This is a genomic window from Isoptericola sp. Y581, assembly GCF_059445475.1.
In genome coordinates this window covers 522196-539433 of the sequence record NZ_JCAIUK010000001.1, presented here as the reverse complement: position 1 = coordinate 539433, position 17238 = coordinate 522196, and the positions used below count along the sequence as shown (strand labels likewise).

Sequence of the window (17238 nt, the reverse complement as noted above, 5' to 3'; positions counted from 1 at the left end):
GCGGCGGCGTCGGTGGTGCTCACCCGTAGGATCCTAGGACCTGGACGTCCCGACCCCCGTCCCGACCACTGGAGCGCAGCGTGGAGTTCCGCGAGCTGGCCGTGCCCGGCGCCTACGAGATCACCCCGAAGCAGTTCGGCGACCCCCGCGGCCTCTTCCTCGAGTGGTTCAAGGCGGGCCCGTTCGCCGACGCCGTCGGGCACCCCCTGGACCTGCAGCAGGCCAACGCCTCCGTCTCCGCCGCCGGCGTGCTGCGCGGCATCCACTTCGCCGACGTCCCGCCCGGCCAGGCCAAGTACGTCACCTGCCCGCAGGGCGCCGTCCTCGACGTCGTCGTCGACATCCGCACCGGTTCCCCGACCTTCGGCCGCTGGGACGCCGTCCTGCTCGACGACGTCGACCGCCGCGCCATCTACCTCGGCGAAGGGCTCGGGCACGCGTTCCTGTCCCTGCAGGACGGGTCCACCGTGCTCTACCTGTGCTCCACCGGCTACAACCCGGGCGCCGAGCACGGCGTCCACCCCCTGGACCCCGGGATCGGCATCGCCTGGCCCACCACCGCCCGCGACGGCTCGCCCCTCACCCCGCAGCTCTCGGACAAGGACCAGGCCGCCCCCACCCTCGCCGAAGCCGAGCAGCAGGGCCTGCTCCCCACCCACGACGCCGTCCAGGCCCACCTGCGGACCCTCGCTGGTTGAGCTTGAGCCGTCCTGAGCCTGCCGAAGGATCGAGACCCCGCCGCGCGAGGTAGTAACGATCTCGACGAGGTAGTCCAAGACCCGGCGAGGTAGTAACGATCTCGGCGAGGTAGTCCGAGACCTCGCCAGGACGAGGCGCGGTCTGCGCACGACGAATGCCGCGAGGTGGTGCGGGACGCCTCGCGACGAGACATCCCGCACCACCGCGCCCGCAACCCGAACTACCTCACGGAGCGGGGAAGCCGGTTGAGACCGCCGAACTACCTCGCGGGGTTTCGCACTACCTCGGCGAGATCCGGACTACCTCGGCCGGGCCAGCGCCCCGAGCGCGGCGAGCAGGAGGTCGGCGAACGTCACCAGCACCCGGCTGACGAGCACCAGCAGCAGCACGGCCGCGTGCGGCAGCACCCCGGCGAGCACGGCGAGGAGCACGAGCTCGCGGGCGCCGGCACCGGCGGGCACGACGACGACGAGGAACCCGACGACCCATGCGAGCGCATAGCCACCCACGGCGAGCGCCACCCCGCGCATATCGGCCGCCATCCCGAGCCCGACGGCCAGCACCCAGACCTGAGCCCCGGCGAGCAGCCACCCGGTCACCGACCACAGGGTGGCGGCGCCGAGGCCGCGCCAACCGAGCGGCCGCTCCAGGGGCGGTCGGCGCGCGACGCGCAGCGCCCACGCGACGAGGCGGTTCAGCACGGGCGGCAGGAGCACGACGGCGACGGCCGGGAGCGCCCACAGCACCGGCGTCGCGGCCCCGAGCGCCCCGGTCGCGACGAGCGGCAGCGCGACCAGGCCCACCACGGCGCCGGACACGACGCCGACGAGGGTCGCCACCGCGGTCGTGGTGACCGACGTGCGGCGCGCGATGCCGTGGTCGGCGCCGATTTCCGCTGCGGCCACCACGTTCCACACCCCGCCCGGCACGTACTTGCCGAGCTGGCTCAGGCCGAACACGCGCAGCGCAGCGCGCGGCGCCACGGGGGGCCCGAGGTCGGCGAGCACCGCCCGCCACGACGCGAAGGTGCAGCCGACGAACGCGACGGACAGCACCAGCGCGAGGGCGATCCGCTGCCAGGACAGGGCGGAGGCCGCGCGCGCGAGGTCGTCGCGGGCCGCCACCACCGCGTACACCGCGAGGCCGACCGCCAGCACCAGGAACCCCCAGCGCACCCACGGCGAGCGCAGCACGGCGAGCGCGCGACCCAGCGTGCCGCGTGTCCCGGCCACCGTGCCCTCCGCCCGGTCCCCCGTCACGACGCGACCCCGCGCGTCCGCAGCGCGTGCACCAGGGGCTCGACGACGGCCGCGGGGCGCACCAGGTCACGACCCGCGGCGGCGGCGGCGCGGGCAGCGTCGAGCACCGCCGGGTCCCGCAGCGCGAGCAGCCGCGCGGCCAGCGCCTCGGGGTCGGCCGGTGGGACGAGCTCGAGGTGGTCGCCCAGCAGCCGCCGCTGCGGCGGGGTGTCGGAGGTGACGACCACGCAGCCCGCGGCGAGACCCTGGAAGACCTTGTTCGGCACGACGCGCAGCCCCTTGGGGGTGGCCGAGAAGATGCCGAGGCAGACGTCGTGCGCCGCAACCAGGGAGGGCAGCTCCGCGGGCTCCACCCAGCCGACCCACGTCACGCCCGGCACGCCCTGCAGGCGTTCGCGGGCGGCGGGGAGGTCCTGCCCGGACCCCACGAGGGTGGCCTCGATCGGGCGGCCCCCTGCCCCCGCGTCGGCCGCCGCCCGCCGCAGCGCGACGGAGAGGGCCTCGGCCAGCACGTCGGCGCCCTGCAGCGGGGTGAACAGACCGAAGAAGACGACCCGCAGCGGTCGGGAGTCGTCGGCCGGGTCGGCAGCACGGGCGGCGTCGAACCACTCCCGCGCGGCGCCCACGGGAACGACGACCCCGCGGCGCCCCCGGGACGGTGCCAGGTCGCCCAGCATCGCGGCGTGCTCCGGCGTGTCGACCAGGACGACGTCGGCGCACCCGGTCGCGAGGCGGTCCAGGCCGCGCAGCAGGACGACCCGCGCGCCGCGGGCGCCGCGGTCGGCGGCGGTGTCCCCCGCGAAGACGAGGTGGTCGAGCAGCACCGGGGTACGCGGGAAGAGGGCGCGCGCCAGGACGACGTCGAAGTGGCCGAGGTAGCCGACCAGCACCGCGTCCGGGCGCCCGTGCCGGCGCCGGTGCGTCGCGGCGTCGGCAACGAGCAGCGCCCAGCACCGCAGCAGCCGCACCGCCAGGCCCGGCAGCCGCCACGGCTGGCGCAGCATCCGCACCCGCTCGGCGGTGCTGAGGCCGAGCGGCCGGTCGACCTCGTGCACCGTGTACCCGTGCGCCCGCAGGCCCGCCACGAGCACCCCGACGCGCGGGTGCCGGGCGGTGTCGTACGTGCCGAACGCGACGATCACGCGGGCGCGTCCTCGCCCCGCGCCGCGCGCCGGGAGAGACCGTCGTCGTGCGCCCCGACCCGCCCGTCGGTGTGGACGCCGTCCGGCCCGTCGACCGGCCCGTCGGCAGCTCCGTCGGCCTCCATGTCCAGCGCCGGGTCGAGCACCGTGTCGAGCACCGGGTCGAGCACCACCGGTCGGGGCCCGTACTGGAGCTCCTTGACGCGCTCGAGCGTCTCCTCCACCAGGGTGCGGTTGGTGCGCTGCAGGTCGGCGATGACCAGCAGCGCCAGGCACAGCAGCGCCCCGACGAGCATCGCGCCGGCGAAGACGAGCGACTGGACGTGCCCGCCCGCGTCCCCCTGGACGAGGAACACGAGGAACCGCACGGCCGGCACGGCCGCCATGAGAAAGAAGACCGCCGCCAGCGTGAGGAACACCAGGTGCGGCCGGAACATGATCGAGGAGCGCACGATCGCCCGGCCGGACCGGCCCATGTGCTGCCAGATGTTGGTGAAGAGGCGCGACTCGCGCGTCTTCGGGTTCGTGGTGATGGGCAGGCTCGCGATCCGCAGGCGCTTGTTGCCCGCCTGGATGATCGTCTCCATCGTGTAGCTGAACTGCGTCACCACGTTGAGCCGCAGCAGCGCGGCCCGCGAGTAGGCGCGGAACCCGCTCGCCGCGTCCGGCAGCGACGTGCCCGCGGCGGCGCTCACCACCCGGCTCCCGAGCCGCTGCATACGCTTCTTGAACGGGGAGAAGTGCTCGATCGTCGCGGTCTGGCGGTCGCCGACGACGATGTCCGCCTCCCCCGCGACGATCGGGGCGACCAGGTCGCCGATGCGCTCCGAGGGGTATTGGTTGTCGCCGTCGGTGTTGACCACGACGTCGGCGCCGTGGGCGAGGGCGTAGTCGACGCCGTCCCGGAACGACCGCGCGAGCCCCATCGTGCTGGCGTGCCGCACCACGTGCCGCACCCCGAGCCGCCGAGCGACCACGGCGGTGCCGTCCGTGGAACCGTCGTCGATCACGACGACCTCCACGCTGTCGAAGCCGTCGACCTCGGGCGGAATCGTCGCCAGCACCAGCGGAAGCGTCCCGGCCTCGTCGAGGCACGGGATCTGGACGAAGAGCTTCATCGCGCTTCCTTCACGGGACCGGAGGTCACCGGCGACACGGGGCCGAGGGGCAGGACCGTCGGCGAGGACGCCGCGAGTCTACGGGGCCACAGGGCCCCGACGACCAGCGCCGACACCGTCGCGACTGCGCCGAGCAGCACCACGGCGAGCAGCGCGGGCGCCTCCATCGGGCTCCAGGCGAGCCACCGGTCGGCGGCGTCGCCGAACGTCTCGCCCGGCCCCTGGTAGAAGGTGCTGAAGCCCCACACCAGCCCGCCGACCCCGGCGGCGACCGCGAGCGCGACGACCACGGGGACGGCCCACGCCAGCCGCCTCCCGCTCCTGCCCACGAGGTGCCACACGGCCACGGCGAGCACGGCGGCGAGCGCCGGCACCCCGCCGAAGACGTACCGCCCCTGGACCGCCACGAGCCCCCCGGTCGCCGCGTGGAAGTCCCAGCTGTTGTACGCGACGCCGAGGGCGAGCCCGCCGGGCAGCAGGAGCAGCACCGCGGACGCCCGCCGGGCCCCGGGCAGCACGAGCGCGGCCAGGGCGGCGGCGATCAGCACCATCGAGCCGGCGACGACCCACTGGCCCGGCAGCCGCACCTCGAGCCAGGAGAGGTTCCCGAAGAACGCCTGCGCCAGCTTCTCCACGATGACCGACGCCACCTGGTCGTCGGGCACCTGCGCGTACGTCGCCGGGTCGCGGACCAGCCCGACGGGCTGGACCGCGCCGAGCGTGATCACGTTGCGAACCCACCACCAGCCGCCGACGACGCCCGCGACTCCGGCGGCCACGGCCACGCGGCCGAGCCGCGCGGGCCACAGGCGCCCGCGCGCCAGCAGGTAGGCGATGCCCACCATCGGCAGGGCGAACGCCACCATCACCTTGGTGAGCAACCCCAGCCCGACCACCAGCCCGATCGCGATCGCGACCCGCCACCGGAGGTCCCCCGTGACGACGCGCGCCGCCAGGTAGGTGGCGGCGGCGCACGCGAGCATGACGAGAGCGTCGTTGTTCACCGCTCCCATGATGTGGCCGAGCTGCGGCAGGAACAGCGGGAACGCCGCCGCCACCAACCCCGCCGACCGGGACCCGGTGACCCGGCGGGCGGTCTCGGCCGCGAGCGGCACCGTGAGCGCGAGCAGCAGCACGTCGAGCAGTCGCAGGGCGAGCATCGCGACGTCCCAGCGCCCGTCCGCGAGCCCGGTGGCGCGCAGCACCCCGGCGCCCACCGCGTAGTAGAGCGGGGGGTGCTGCGTCATCTGGTCGACCTCGGTGCCCGACGCGGCGTCCCCGAGCGCGGTGGTGGCGTCGATGCGGGTGCGCTCGTCGCGCGGCACCGGTTCGACGTCGACGAACTGGCGCGCGTCGGGCCGGTAGGTCCAGCGGCCGGGCGGGTCGGAGTGGTAGGCAGCCTCCTCGACGGCCTGCACGACCGCCGGCGAGAAGTAGGCGTCGCCGGGCGCGGGCCAGCCGCCGCCGTAGGCGATGCGCAGCACGCTGTTGAGGTGGTGCTGCTCGTCGGGCGCCTGGAACGGCGGCGCGACGACGGCCCAGACGGCGCCCCACGCCGCCACGGCGAGCGCGAGCACGACGAGGGCGCGCCGGTAGCCGCGCAGGCTCCGATGCGGGGGGCTCGTGGTGGGAGTCGGGGCAGGCTCCGGGCGCACATGTGGCGTGGTGTCCGTCACGACCTCAGTGTGCCAGGGCTTCACCCACCCCTCTCGACGAGGCCCCTCCCACGGCCCGCGACGCGCCGATAGGGTGCCGCCATGCGTGTTCTCGTCACGGGCGGCGCCGGGTTCATCGGTGCGAACTTCGTCCAGCAGACCGTGCGTTCGCGTGCCGGGGCGCGGGTGACGGTGCTGGACGCGCTCACCTACGCGGGTGACCGGTCGTCGCTGGCGCCGGTCGCGGACGCCGTCGCGCTGGTCGAGGGGTCGATCACCGACGCGCCGCTGGTGGACCGGCTGGTCGCGGACGCGGACGTGGTGGTCCATTTCGCGGCCGAGTCGCACAACGACAACTCGCTGGCCGATCCCTCGCCGTTCGTGCAGACCAACCTCGTGGGCACGTACACGCTGCTGGAGGCGGTGCGCCGGCACGACGTGCGGTTCCACCACGTCTCGACCGACGAGGTCTACGGGGACCTGCCGCTGGAGGGTACCCAGAAGTTCACCCCCGACACCCCGTACAACCCGTCCAGCCCGTACTCCTCCACGAAGGCGGGCTCGGACCTGCTGGTGCGCGCCTGGGTGCGCTCGTTCGGGGTGCGCGCCACGATCTCGAACTGCTCGAACAACTACGGGCCGTACCAGCACGTGGAGAAGTTCATCCCCCGCCAGGTCACCAACCTCATCGACGGGGTGCGCCCCCGCCTGTACGGGGCCGGGCTGAACGTGCGGGACTGGATCCACGTGGAGGACCACAACGCGGCGGTCTGGGAGATCGTCGACGGCGGCCGCCTCGGGGAGACGTACCTGATCGGGGCGGACGGGCAGACGTCGAACCTCGAGGTGGTGCGCACCCTGCTGGAGCTGTTCGGGCACGACCCGGGCGACTTCGACCACGTGACAGACCGGCCGGGGCACGACCTGCGCTACGCGATCGACGCGACCAGGCTGCGCGACGAGCTCGGGTGGGCGCCCCGATACACGGACTTCCGTACCGGGTTGGCCGCCACCGTGGACTGGTACCGCGAGCACGAGGACTGGTGGCGCCCCCACAAGGCCGCCGCCGAGGCCAAGTACGCCGCGACCGGCCAGTAGGGGGAAACCGGTGACCGACCCACACATTTCCTCTACCGTCCCGGTCCGCGGGCACCTCAGCCGCGTAACTCGAACCCTCTATGCTCGCTTCCCGTGACCCGCTTCACCCCTCGCCACGTCGCCTCGCACACCGAGCCCGCCAAGGGCCCGGCGCATGCCCGCGCCCTGCGCCAGCACTCGCTGGCGCGCGCCCTGGGGATGGGGCTGACCGCGGTCCTGGCGTTCGCCGCCGTCGGAGGCGCGACGGCGGCCGTCAGGCTCACCGGCAACATCACGTCCGTCGACGCCGACAAGCTGCTCGGTGACAACCGGCCCGAGAAGAAGGTGCCGGAGGACCCCAACGCCGACGAGCCGCTGAACCTCGTGCTCATGGGCTCCGACAGCCGCGGCGGCGACAACGCCGACATCGTCGGCGACGGCACCGAGGGCGCCCGCTCGGACACGACGATGATCATGCACATCTCGTCCGACCGCTCCCGCGTGGAGATGCTGTCGATCCCGCGCGACACCACCACCGACGTCCCGTCGTGCCCGACGTCGTCGGGCGGCGAGACCTCGCCGCAGTCCGGCGTGAAGTTCAACGCGGCCTTCGCCCAGGGGGTCAATACTGGCGGGGACGTCGAGTCCGGCGCCCTCTGCACGATGCGCACGATCGAGACGATCACCGACGTGCAGATGGACGGCTTCGTCGTGGTGGACTTCGCCGGCTTCGAGAAGATGATCGACGCCCTCGGCGGCGTCGAGCTCTGCGTCCCCGAGGACGTCGACGCTCCCAAGGCCGACCACCTGGTGCTGTCCGCGGGCAAGCAGGAGCTCGACGGTGACACCGCGCTCAAGTACGCCCGGGCGCGGACGGGCAAGGGTCTGGGCGACGGCTCCGACCTCGGCCGCATCGGACGCCAGCAGGAGCTCATGGCCGCGCTGGCCCGCACCGTGCTGAGCCAGAACATGCTCACCGACTCCCCGAAGCTGCTGAAGTTCCTCGGCGCCGTGACCGGCTCGCTCACGATGAGCAGCAACTTCGCGTCGGTCCAGGGACTCGCCGGGCTCGCATACAGCTCCCGCAACGTCCGTCCTGACACCATCTCGTTCATGACTGCGCCGTACGCGTACGACCCGAACAACGCGGCGAACGTCCTGCTCACGGACGAGGCCGATCAGGTCTGGGAGAACCTCTACGACGACAAGCCACTCAGCGACGTGATCGAGACCGAGAAGTCGGACGACAAGGACTCCAAGGACTCCGGCGCGAAGGACTCCGAGGGCGACGACGCGGCGGCCGCCGAGGGCGCGGACGGCACGGACGCGACCCCGGTCTCGGACGACGACACCGGCTCCACCACGGACGGCGGAGCAGATGACGGATCAGATGACAAGGAGAGCGACCCCGAGCCGACGCAAACCCGCGAGGCAGGCGAGGAAGCTTTCACCGGGGCCGACGTGACGTCGGTGTGCGGTTGAGCGCGGAGGTCCCATGAGCAACGACGAACAGCGCATCCCGCCGAGCTTCACGCCGTCCGGCGGCTCGTCCGACCGCCCCCACGGCGCGGGCGACGCTATCCCCGTGGGCGGCGCCTCCCGGGCGGCCGGCCGGCCCACCGGCGGGCGGGTGGGTCGTCGTGACGACGCCACCCCCATGGAGCCGCGCGTGCGGCGCCAGTCGTCGCGCGAGATCCCGACCACCCCGGCCGAGCGGCGCGGCGGCGCACAGCAGAAGCCGCGCTCGATCGCCCCCCGCGGCGCGCAGTCGGCCGCGGCACCCCGGCAGGCGTCGTCGCGGCAGGCTGCCTCCGGGCACGGCTCCGGCACCCGCGTGATGCCCGCCCAGGCCCGCAGCGGCCAGGCGCGCCGCACTCCCCCGCCCGCACGCCCGGGCGGAGCTGCGGCCGCGGCCGCCGGCGGCGGATTCCGCGTGCGTCGGGGCCGCATCGTCGGGCTGGTCCTGGTGCTCCTGCTGGTGCTGCTGCTCGCGTGGCCGATCGGGCTGATCCTCTGGGCCAACGGCAAGATCCAGCACGTCGACGCTCTCTCGGGCGCGGCGAACACCCCCGGCACCACATACCTGCTGGCCGGGTCGGACGCGCGCGGCACCGGCAGCATCGCCGACGACGGCACCGAGGGCGCCCGCACCGACACGATCATGGTGCTGCACCAGCCCTCGAGCGGTCCGACGTCTCTGATCTCCATCCCGCGCGACACGCTCGCGGACATCCCCGGGCACGACCCGAACAAGATCAACGCCGCATACTCGTTCGGCGGTGCCCCGCTGCTCGTCGAGGCGGTCGAGGGCCTCACCGGCCTGACGGTCGACCACTACGCCGAGGTCGGGTTCGGCAGCGTCGAGGAGATCGTGGACGCGGTCGGCGGCGTCGAGCTCTGCTACGACGACGACGTCGACGACAAGAAGAGCGAGCTGAAGTGGGAGGCCGGCTGCCACATGGCAGACGGCGAGACGGCGCTCGCGTTCTCCCGCATGCGCTACTCCGACCTCAAGGGGGACATCGGCCGTGCGGAGCGGCAGCAGCAGGTCATCGCCGCTGCGGCGGCCAAGGTCGTCAAGCCGGGCGTCGTGCTGAACCCGCTCAACCAGGTGCAGCTCGTCGACGCCGGCACCGGCGCGCTCGCCGTCGACGAGAAGACGGGCATCATCGACCTCGGGCGCCTCGCCCTGGCCTTCAAGGCCGCGACCGGGCCCGAGGGCGTCACCGGCACGCCGCCGATCGCGAACCCGGGTTACGACCCCGGCACCGGGGTCGGCTCCACCGTGCTGCTCGACGAGGAGAAGACCGGTCAGTTCTGGACCGACGTGCGCGACGGCGGGCTCGAGCCCGGCAGCACCGTCGGCGGCCTCCCCGGCTGACGACCGGATCGCCGGTCGAGCCTGCGCCGTCCTGAGCCTGTCGAAGGGTCGAAACCTCGTCCCGCTGGTTGAGCCTGCGTCGTCGGCTCAACCAGCGGGAACGGAACGTCAGAAGCCGGGGTGCTGGGCGCGGGACGCCCGCAGCTTCTCGCCCTTGGCGCGCGCGACGTCGCCGAGGTCGGCCTGGAACGCGACCATCCGCTCGCGCAGGGCGAGGTCCTCGGCCTCGGTCCCCGCGCCGAGGATCCGCGCGGCGAGCAGGCCGGCGTTGCGCGCCCCGCCGACCGACACGGTCGCCACCGGCACGCCCGACGGCATCTGCACGATCGACAGCAGCGAGTCCATGCCGTCCAGGTGCCGCAGCGGCACGGGGACCCCGATCACCGGCAGCGGCGTGACGGCGGCGAGCATGCCCGGCAGGTGCGCGGCGCCGCCGGCCCCGGCGACGATCACGCGCAGCCCGCGCTCGGACGCCGAGCGGCCGTACTCGATCATCTCGGTGGGCATGCGGTGGGCGGAGACGACGTCCACCTCCACCTCCACGCCGAGCTCGGCGAGCGCGTCGGCGGCCGCCTCCATGACGGGCCAGTCGGAGTCCGACCCCATGACGATGCCGACGACAGGCTGCGTGCTCATGCGTGCTCCTTGTTCTCGGTGGTTGAGCCGGGCTCGCCCCGCAGCAGCGCGGCGGCCTCGACGGCGCGACGACGCACCCGCTCCAGGTCGGGGCCGCTGACGTTCACGTGCCCGAGCTTGCGCCCCGGCCGCACACCCTTGCCGTACAGGTTGACGCGCGCCTCGGGGTAGCGGGCCATCAGCTCGGGCAGGGCGTCGGTGAGGACCTCCAGCCGTGAGCCGAGCACGTTCGCCATGACGGTCCAGGGCGCGCGCGCGGTGGTCTCGCCCAGCGGCAGGTCGAGCACCGCCCGCAGGTGCTGCTCGAACTGGCTGGTCACGGCGCCGTCGATGGTCCAGTGGCCCGAGTTGTGCGGGCGCATCGCGAGCTCGTTGACCCACAGCTGCACACCGCCGTCGGCGTCCCGCGTCTCGAACAGCTCCACGGCCAGCACGCCGGTGACGTCGAGGCCCTCGGCGACGGCGACGGCGATCTCGCGGGCCCGCGCGTCCACCTCGGGCCGCAGGCCGGGGGCGGGCGCGATCACCTCGGCGCACACGCCGTCGCGCTGGATCGATTCCACCACGGGCCAGGTGCGCACCTCCCCCGACGGCCGGCGGGCGACCAGCGCCGCGAGCTCGCGCACGAACGGCACCTTCCGCTCCACCAGGAGCGCCGGGCCGCCGTCCGCCACCGTCTGCAGCCAGTCGGCGACGGCGTCCGGGTCGGCGACGACGCGCACGCCCTTGCCGTCGTAGCCGCCGCGGGAGGTCTTGACGACCGCCTCCCCGCCGGGCTCGTCGGCGAGGAACGCGGCGAGCGCCTGGCGGGCGTCCTCCGGGACGGTGGGCAGCGCGGCCCAGCGGGGGCAGGGCATCCCGAGCTCGGTGAGGCGCCGGCGCATGACGATCTTGTCCTGCGCCTGCACCAGCGCATGCGGGCCGGGCCGCACGGGCGTGCCGTGGTCGATGAGGTCCTGCAGGAGCGCGTTCGGCACGTGCTCGTGCTCGAACGTCAGGACCGCTGCGGGGGCGCGCCCGTCGTCGGGCGAGATGAGGTCGCGGATCGCCGCGTCGTCGGACGCCGTACCCACGGGGGCGTCGGTCACCACCTGGGCCGCGGACGACGCCGGGTCCTCGACGAGGACGCGCAGGCCCACCCCCAGCTCCGCGGCGGCGGGCGCCATCATGCGGGCGAGCTGACCACCTCCGACGACGGCGACGACGGGGGCGGAAGTGCGGGGTCCGGTCACGGGGATCGAGGATACCGGCCGTGGTGCGGCGACGTGGTCACTCGCCGTGGTGGTGCAGCCACCCGCGACGTCGGCCGCGCGAGGAGATCGTGGTGCCCGGGGGCAGCACCATGTGCGGGTCGAGGGTGCGGGGCACCCCGGCCAGGAAGAGCGCGAACACTGGCGGGCGGCGCTGCGCCAGCTCGATCCGGCCGCCGTCCGCGGCCGCCAGATCGCGGGCCAGCGCGAGCCCGAGCCCGGTGCTGTGGCCCGTCGTCGTGCCGCGCTCGAAGATCTTCGGCGCGATGTCGTCGGCCACCCCGGGCCCCTCGTCGGCGACCTCGATCGCCACGGCGCCGGTGGTGCCCGACGGCCGCGCGCGGACGGTGGTGGTGCCCTCCCCGTACTTCAGCGAATTCTCCAGCAGCGTCGCGATGATCTGCGCCAGGGCGCCGGGCGTCGCGAGCACCTGCATGCCGTCGGGCACCTCGACCACCAGGGAGCGCCCGGCCCGCGCGAACGTCGGCGCCCACTCCTCCTCCTGCTGGTGCACCACGTCGGCCAGCACCACGGCTTCCGTGGTGCCCCCCTGCGCCCGCCGGGACGCGGCGAGCAGGTCGTCCACGACCGTGACCAGCCGCTCCACCTGCTCGAGCGAGATCCGCGCCTCCTCCACAGCCTCGGGGTCGTCGGATGCGAGCGTGATCTCCTCCAGCCGCATCGTGAGTGCCGTCAGCGGGGTGCGGAGCTGGTGCGACGCGTCCTGTGTGAACTGCCGCTCGGCCGCGAGGCGCCCCGCGAGCCGGTCGGCCGAGCGCGCGAGCTCGGCCGCCACGAGGTCGATCTCCTCCACGCCCGAGGGCTCCAGCCGCGGGCGTACCTGCCCCGACCCGAGCTGCTCCGCGGACGCGGCGAGGTACACGAGGGGCGCCGACAGACGGTTCGCCTGCCAGACCGCCACCGCGATGCCCGCGGCGATCGCGACGATGCCGGCGATGATGACGAGCACCACCGTCTGGGCGGACTTCACGTAGGCGCTGACCGCCGACACCGTCATCGACACCGCCACGTTGCGGTCGGTGAGCTTGGCCTTCTCGATCGTCGGCGCGGAGACCGGCTCCCCGGCCGTGAGCTGGGTGCCGTCCGGCAGGGTCACGACCACGTACGCGGGCAGGTCCCCGTCGCGGCCCTCGCTGGCGCGCTCCACCGTGCCCTCGCCGAGCTCGTCACCCTCCTCGAGCGTGTTGTCGATGCTCCGCTGGAGCGTGTCCACCCGGTCCGTGACGCGCTGCTCCTCGTTGGCGAGCACGTACCGGGCACCGAAGATGCCGAGCGGCACGCCGAGCAGGAGCACGGCGACAGCGACCGCCGAGATGGTCGCCAGCAGGACGCGGCGACGCACTTCGTCTGCCCCTGTCCGCCGACGCCGTCAGCTCGCGCCGAGCTCGAAGCGGAAGCCGAGCCCGCGCACGGTCGAGACGTAGCGCGGGGCGTTGGCGTCGTCGCCGAGCTTGCGGCGCAGCCACGACACGTGCATGTCGAGGGTCTTGGTGGACCCCACCGGGTCCGAGCCCCACACGTCGCGCATCAGCGTGTCGCGCACCACGACCGACCCGGCGTTCGCGACCAGCACCTTCAGCAGGTCGAACTCCTTGGTGGTGAGGTGCAGCTCGCGGTCGCCCTGGAACGCGCGGTGCGCGGCCACGTCGACCCGCACGTCCTGCGCGCGCAGCTCCTCGTCCTCGCCCGTATCGCCGTGGGTGCGGCGCAGCAGGGCCCGGACGCGGGCAAGCAGCTCGGCGAGGCGGAACGGCTTCGTGACGTAGTCATCGGCGCCCGCATCGAGGCCGACGACGAGGTCGACCTCGTCGGCGCGCGCGGTGAGCACGAGGACGGGCACGGTGAGGCCCGCACCGCGGATCTCGCGGGCCACGTCCAGCCCATCCATGTCGGGGAGGCCGAGATCCAGGACGACGATGTCCGCGGCCCCGGCGTTGTCGACGGCTCCTTGACCAGTTCCTTGCACGATGACGTCGTAACCCTCACGTGTGAGAGCCCGCGCCAAAGGCTCGGCAATAGCCGGGTCGTCCTCGGCCAGCAGTACGTGGGTCATTCCCTCATGCTAGCGGCATCCTCCCAGGTCCTGGGCCCCGCTCCACGCCGCGTCGTCAGACGTCGCTGTGACATCGAGATGACGGCGGGGCGACGACGCGTACGACGGCGCCCCGTCCGCCCACGGGCCGACGCCGCGCTGGACGCCGTCCGCCCGCAGGCGGACGCGCACCCCGCGGCGCGCACATACCCTGACCGTCATGGCCTGGATCGAGGGGATGAGGCGCTGGTTCGAGGCGCACCGCTTCGGCATCGACGCGACGACGACCGGGCTGCTCGGGTTGTTCATGCTCGTCTCGGCCACCGACCTGTACTTGACCGTGCCGAATCTCTCCCGCACCGGGTCCATCGCCTGGACCGTGGCCCTGCTGGCGCCCCTCCCCTGGCGCCGCACCCGGCCCGTGCCCTCCGCGATAGCCATCTTCGCGGTGGCGCTGGCGCAGATGCTCGCCGGCTACCCGATGATCCTGCCGGGCGACCTGCTCGTGCTCGTCGCACTCTTCTCGGTGACCGTCTACGGCCCGACCTGGGCGCACGTCACCGCGATCTGCTCGACGGCCGTCGGGAGTCTGGTCGTGCTGCCCGTCGCGGTCGCCGTCCACGGCATGCTCGGCGTCGCCGGCATCCCGGAGATGCTCCCCGTCGGCATCTTCTGCTTCGTCACCGGCCTCGCCGTATGGGCGTTCGCCCTCGCACGCCGCTCCCGCCGCGTCACGATGGACGCCCTGCGCGACCGGGCGCACCGGCTCGAGATCGAGCGCGACCAGCAGGCCCGGATCAGCGCCGCGGCCGAGCGCGCCCGCATCGCCCGCGAGATGCACGACATCGTCGCCCACTCGCTGTCCATCGTGGTCGCGCAGGCCGACGGCGGCCGATACGCCGCCGCCTCGGACACCGAGGCCGCGGTGCGCGCGCTCGGGACCATCAGCGAGACCGGCCGCACTGCCCTGACGGACATGCGCCGCCTGCTCGGCGTGCTGCGCTCCCAGGACGACGAGGACGCGCCGGCCCTCCCCGCGCACGCCGGCACGGGCGACCGCACCACGCCGGCGCCCGCCTTGCGCGACGACGCGCGGTCGACTCGCCCGGCCCCGCAGCCCGGGGTCGAGGAGATCGACGATCTGGTGGCCCAGGCGCGCGGTGGCGGCCAACGGGTCTCGCTCGTCCGCGTCGGCGAGGCCAAGACCTTGCCAGCCGGCATGGGCCTCACCCTGTACCGCGTGTGCCAGGAGTCGCTCACCAACGTGCGCAAGCACGCCGGCCCCGACCCGGCCGTCACGGTCGCCGTGCGCTGGACGCCGTCGACCGTCGAGCTCGAGGTCCTCGACGACGGCCGCGGCGCCGCCGCGTCCGCCCGCGCCGACCCCGGCTTCGGCCTGCGCGGGATGCGGGAGCGAGCCAACCTGTACGGCGGCTCCCTCGAGTCCGGCCCCCGCGCCGGCGGCGGCTTCCGCGTGCACCTCGAGCTGCCCCTGCCCGGCGCGACGCCGACCAGACCGCCGGCCGCACGGACCGCCACACCGACGAGCACGCCGACGAGCGTTGCGACGAGCACGCCGACGAGCGTTGCGACGAGCATTGCGACGACCGCACCCCAGGAGGACGCATGACCCCGCCCGCCGCCGACGCCTCGGCACCCCCCTCCGGCGATCCCGACGGCGCGGACGTCGTGCGCGTGGCGCTTGTCGACGACCAGCAACTGGTGCGCGCGGGCTTCCGCATGGTGATCAACTCCCAGCCGGACCTGGAGGTCGCGCTCGAGGCCGGCGACGGCGCCCAGGCACTGCGCCTGCTCGCCGACCACGAGGTGGACGTGGTGCTGATGGACGTGCGGATGCCGCACCTCGACGGGCTCACGGCAACCGCCCGCCTCACCGCCGCACCCGACGCCCCCCGCGTCATCGTGCTCACCACGTTCGACCTCGACGAGTACGTGCTCGAGGCCATCCGCAGCGGCGCGTCCGGCTTCCTGCTCAAGGACGCGCCGCCGGAGGAGATGCTCGCCGCGATCCGCACCGTGCACGCCGGGGACGCCGTCATCGCGCCGTCGTCGACCCGCCGCCTGCTCGAGCACCTCGTCACGGCACTGCCCGCCGACCAGGCCGCACCCCAGCACGACGCGCTCGCCGCCCTCACCGACCGCGAGCGCGAGGTGCTCGTGCTCATGGCCCGGGGCCGGTCCAACACCGAGATCGCGGCCGACCTCTTCGTCGCCGAGGCCACGGTGAAGACCCACGTCGGCCGCATCCTCGCGAAGCTCGACGCCCGCGACCGCGTACAGGCGGTCGTCACCGCCTACGAGGCGGGCCTCGTCCGCCCGGGCGCCTGACCCGCGACGTGTCAGGACCACGCGCAGGTATCCATGGCTCTGGCCCTGACAACTCACCGTGACCAAGAGTTGTCAGGGCCACGTGCAGGTCTTCGTGCTCCTGGTCCTGACAACTCACCAGCCCAGGTGGCGGCGCACGACGGCGAGCACGCGCTCCGGCTCGTAGCGCGCGGCCATCGCGGGCAGCCGCACGCGTACCGTGCCGGCCTCGGCGCCGATCTCGGCATCGCGCAGCAGGTCGTCGTACCAACGCTCGCGCTCCATGTGGCCGACGCCGTCGATCTCGACGACGAACCGTCGCCCGCCGGGCAGCCGCCACTCGACGTCGAGGAACCGCCGTCGTCCCCGCGCATCGGTGCGGACCGCCTGCCGCGAAGGTTCGGGTAGCCCGCCGTCACGGCACAGGCGAGCGAAGTCGATCTCGGCGAGCGAGTCGGTACCGCCCACGATGTCCGCCAGCGCCAGGCGCATGACCTTGCGGTGCCGGACCTTGCCCACCGTGTCGAGCATGGCGAACAGCTCGTCGGTGGTGGCGAGCCGCTGCTGCACGACGGCGGCCATCAGCCCCGCCGCGGTGCGCCACGACCGCTGCCACGCCGCGGCGTCGACGGCGGACCGGGCGACGACGTGCACGGGCAGCCCGCCGACCTCGACGACGTCCTCCTCGCGGAGCCGCCGGGACTCGTGCACGACGAGCCACGGGTGCCGGTCCGGGTAGGCACCACGCGGGACGACGACGTGGATCGGCTCTCGCGACCACCCCTCGAGCCCGTGCACCTCCAGTGCGCTCCACGCCCCGACCGCGCTCCCGGCCGGCGCTCCCAGGACTGCGGCCCATCGCCGTCCCGCGCGGGTGAGCGGCCCGCGGTGCGTGACCAGGACCTGCTCGCTCAGCGACCGCCACCGCATGGCCGCCAGGTGGCAGGCGGCCTCGGCCGGGCCCATACCGAGGACGGTCAGCTGCGGGCGTGTCACGACGTCCTGCTGCCGACGCAGCAGCTCACGCAGCCCGCCGACCCTTGCGTACACCTCGCGTGATCCGGTCATGACGACGAGCCTGGCCCGGCACGAGCCCGGCGACCGGCGTCGGCAGGTTCGCTGTGGACGAGGCGTCTCCGC

At 74.0% G+C, this 17238-nt stretch carries 15 protein-coding genes; 6 read left to right on the top strand and 9 right to left on the bottom strand.

Translation table 11 applies throughout. The features are described 5' to 3' along the window. Nucleotides 1-80: 80 nt before the first annotated feature. The gene (locus tag AC1C2W_RS02480; RefSeq protein ID WP_495412278.1) at nucleotides 81-698 is read left to right on the top strand and encodes a dTDP-4-dehydrorhamnose 3,5-epimerase family protein; all 618 of its coding nucleotides are present in this window, start codon (nucleotides 81-83) and stop codon (nucleotides 696-698) included. 300 nt (nucleotides 699-998) lie between these two features. On the opposite strand, the gene AC1C2W_RS02475 is transcribed toward AC1C2W_RS02480, so the two are convergent. From AC1C2W_RS02475 to AC1C2W_RS02460, 4 genes are read right to left on the bottom strand one after another with little or no spacing between them, the layout of a single operon-like run. After that, on the bottom strand, nucleotides 999-1958 hold the full coding sequence (locus AC1C2W_RS02475; RefSeq protein WP_495387951.1) for a lysylphosphatidylglycerol synthase domain-containing protein: 960 nt from the start codon (nucleotides 1956-1958) through the stop codon (nucleotides 999-1001). Further along, nucleotides 1955-3100 (bottom strand): glycosyltransferase, encoded by a 1146-nt coding sequence (locus AC1C2W_RS02470; protein ID WP_495387952.1) that lies wholly within the window; start codon nucleotides 3098-3100, stop codon nucleotides 1955-1957. The genes AC1C2W_RS02475 and AC1C2W_RS02470 overlap by 4 nt, the downstream gene beginning before the upstream one ends. Then, nucleotides 3097-4218, bottom strand: a complete 1122-nt coding sequence (locus AC1C2W_RS02465) for a glycosyltransferase family 2 protein (RefSeq protein WP_495387953.1) — start codon at nucleotides 4216-4218, stop codon at nucleotides 3097-3099. Before AC1C2W_RS02465 ends, AC1C2W_RS02470 begins: the two co-directional genes overlap by 4 nt. Then, entirely contained in the window at nucleotides 4215-5894 is a 1680-nt protein-coding gene (locus AC1C2W_RS02460) for a DUF2142 domain-containing protein (RefSeq protein ID WP_495412277.1), read from the bottom strand. Before AC1C2W_RS02460 ends, AC1C2W_RS02465 begins: the two co-directional genes overlap by 4 nt. A gap of 81 nt (nucleotides 5895-5975) precedes the next feature. On the opposite strand from AC1C2W_RS02460, the gene rfbB reads away from it, so the two are divergent. The 3 genes from rfbB (at nucleotide 5976) to AC1C2W_RS02445 (ending at nucleotide 9831) form a co-directional block, all read left to right on the top strand. Next, nucleotides 5976-6971, top strand: a complete 996-nt coding sequence (rfbB, locus tag AC1C2W_RS02455; protein ID WP_495387955.1) for a dTDP-glucose 4,6-dehydratase — start codon at nucleotides 5976-5978, stop codon at nucleotides 6969-6971. A gap of 93 nt (nucleotides 6972-7064) precedes the next feature. After that, the gene (locus AC1C2W_RS02450; RefSeq protein ID WP_495412276.1) at nucleotides 7065-8432 is read left to right on the top strand and encodes an LCP family protein; all 1368 of its coding nucleotides are present in this window, start codon (nucleotides 7065-7067) and stop codon (nucleotides 8430-8432) included. Nucleotides 8433-8445: 13 nt separating this feature from the next. Further along, on the top strand, nucleotides 8446-9831 hold the full coding sequence (locus AC1C2W_RS02445) for an LCP family protein (protein WP_495412275.1): 1386 nt from the start codon (nucleotides 8446-8448) through the stop codon (nucleotides 9829-9831). A gap of 108 nt (nucleotides 9832-9939) precedes the next feature. Here AC1C2W_RS02445 and purE read toward each other — a convergent pair whose 3' ends face one another. The 4 genes from purE to AC1C2W_RS02425 are packed head-to-tail and all read right to left on the bottom strand — an operon-like array spanning nucleotide 9940 to nucleotide 13791. Continuing rightward, a complete protein-coding gene (purE, locus tag AC1C2W_RS02440; RefSeq protein WP_495387958.1) occupies nucleotides 9940-10467 on the bottom strand; it encodes a 5-(carboxyamino)imidazole ribonucleotide mutase in 528 nt (175 codons plus the stop codon). Beyond that, nucleotides 10464-11699, bottom strand: coding sequence for a 5-(carboxyamino)imidazole ribonucleotide synthase (locus tag AC1C2W_RS02435; RefSeq protein WP_495412274.1), 1236 nt, complete (start codon nucleotides 11697-11699; stop codon nucleotides 10464-10466). Before AC1C2W_RS02435 ends, purE begins: the two co-directional genes overlap by 4 nt. 37 nt (nucleotides 11700-11736) lie before the next feature. Continuing rightward, on the bottom strand, nucleotides 11737-13080 hold the full coding sequence (locus tag AC1C2W_RS02430; protein WP_495387960.1) for an ATP-binding protein: 1344 nt from the start codon (nucleotides 13078-13080) through the stop codon (nucleotides 11737-11739). A 27-nt stretch (nucleotides 13081-13107) separates the two neighbouring features. Continuing rightward, nucleotides 13108-13791, bottom strand: a complete 684-nt coding sequence (locus tag AC1C2W_RS02425; protein ID WP_495387961.1) for a response regulator transcription factor — start codon at nucleotides 13789-13791, stop codon at nucleotides 13108-13110. Between the two features lie 199 nt (nucleotides 13792-13990). Between AC1C2W_RS02425 and AC1C2W_RS02420 the strand changes: the two genes are divergently transcribed. Together AC1C2W_RS02420 and AC1C2W_RS02415 are read left to right on the top strand one after the other, a co-directional pair. After that, nucleotides 13991-15400: a sensor histidine kinase gene (locus AC1C2W_RS02420; RefSeq protein WP_495412273.1), complete on the top strand. Its 1410-nt coding sequence runs from the start codon at nucleotides 13991-13993 to the stop codon at nucleotides 15398-15400. Further along, nucleotides 15397-16119, top strand: a complete 723-nt coding sequence (locus tag AC1C2W_RS02415; RefSeq protein WP_495412272.1) for a response regulator — start codon at nucleotides 15397-15399, stop codon at nucleotides 16117-16119. Before AC1C2W_RS02420 ends, AC1C2W_RS02415 begins: the two co-directional genes overlap by 4 nt. Before the next feature lie 114 nt (nucleotides 16120-16233). On the opposite strand, the gene AC1C2W_RS02410 is transcribed toward AC1C2W_RS02415, so the two are convergent. Continuing rightward, nucleotides 16234-17166, bottom strand: coding sequence for a hypothetical protein (locus AC1C2W_RS02410; RefSeq protein ID WP_495387964.1), 933 nt, complete (start codon nucleotides 17164-17166; stop codon nucleotides 16234-16236). Between the last annotated feature and the right edge of the window lie 72 nt (nucleotides 17167-17238).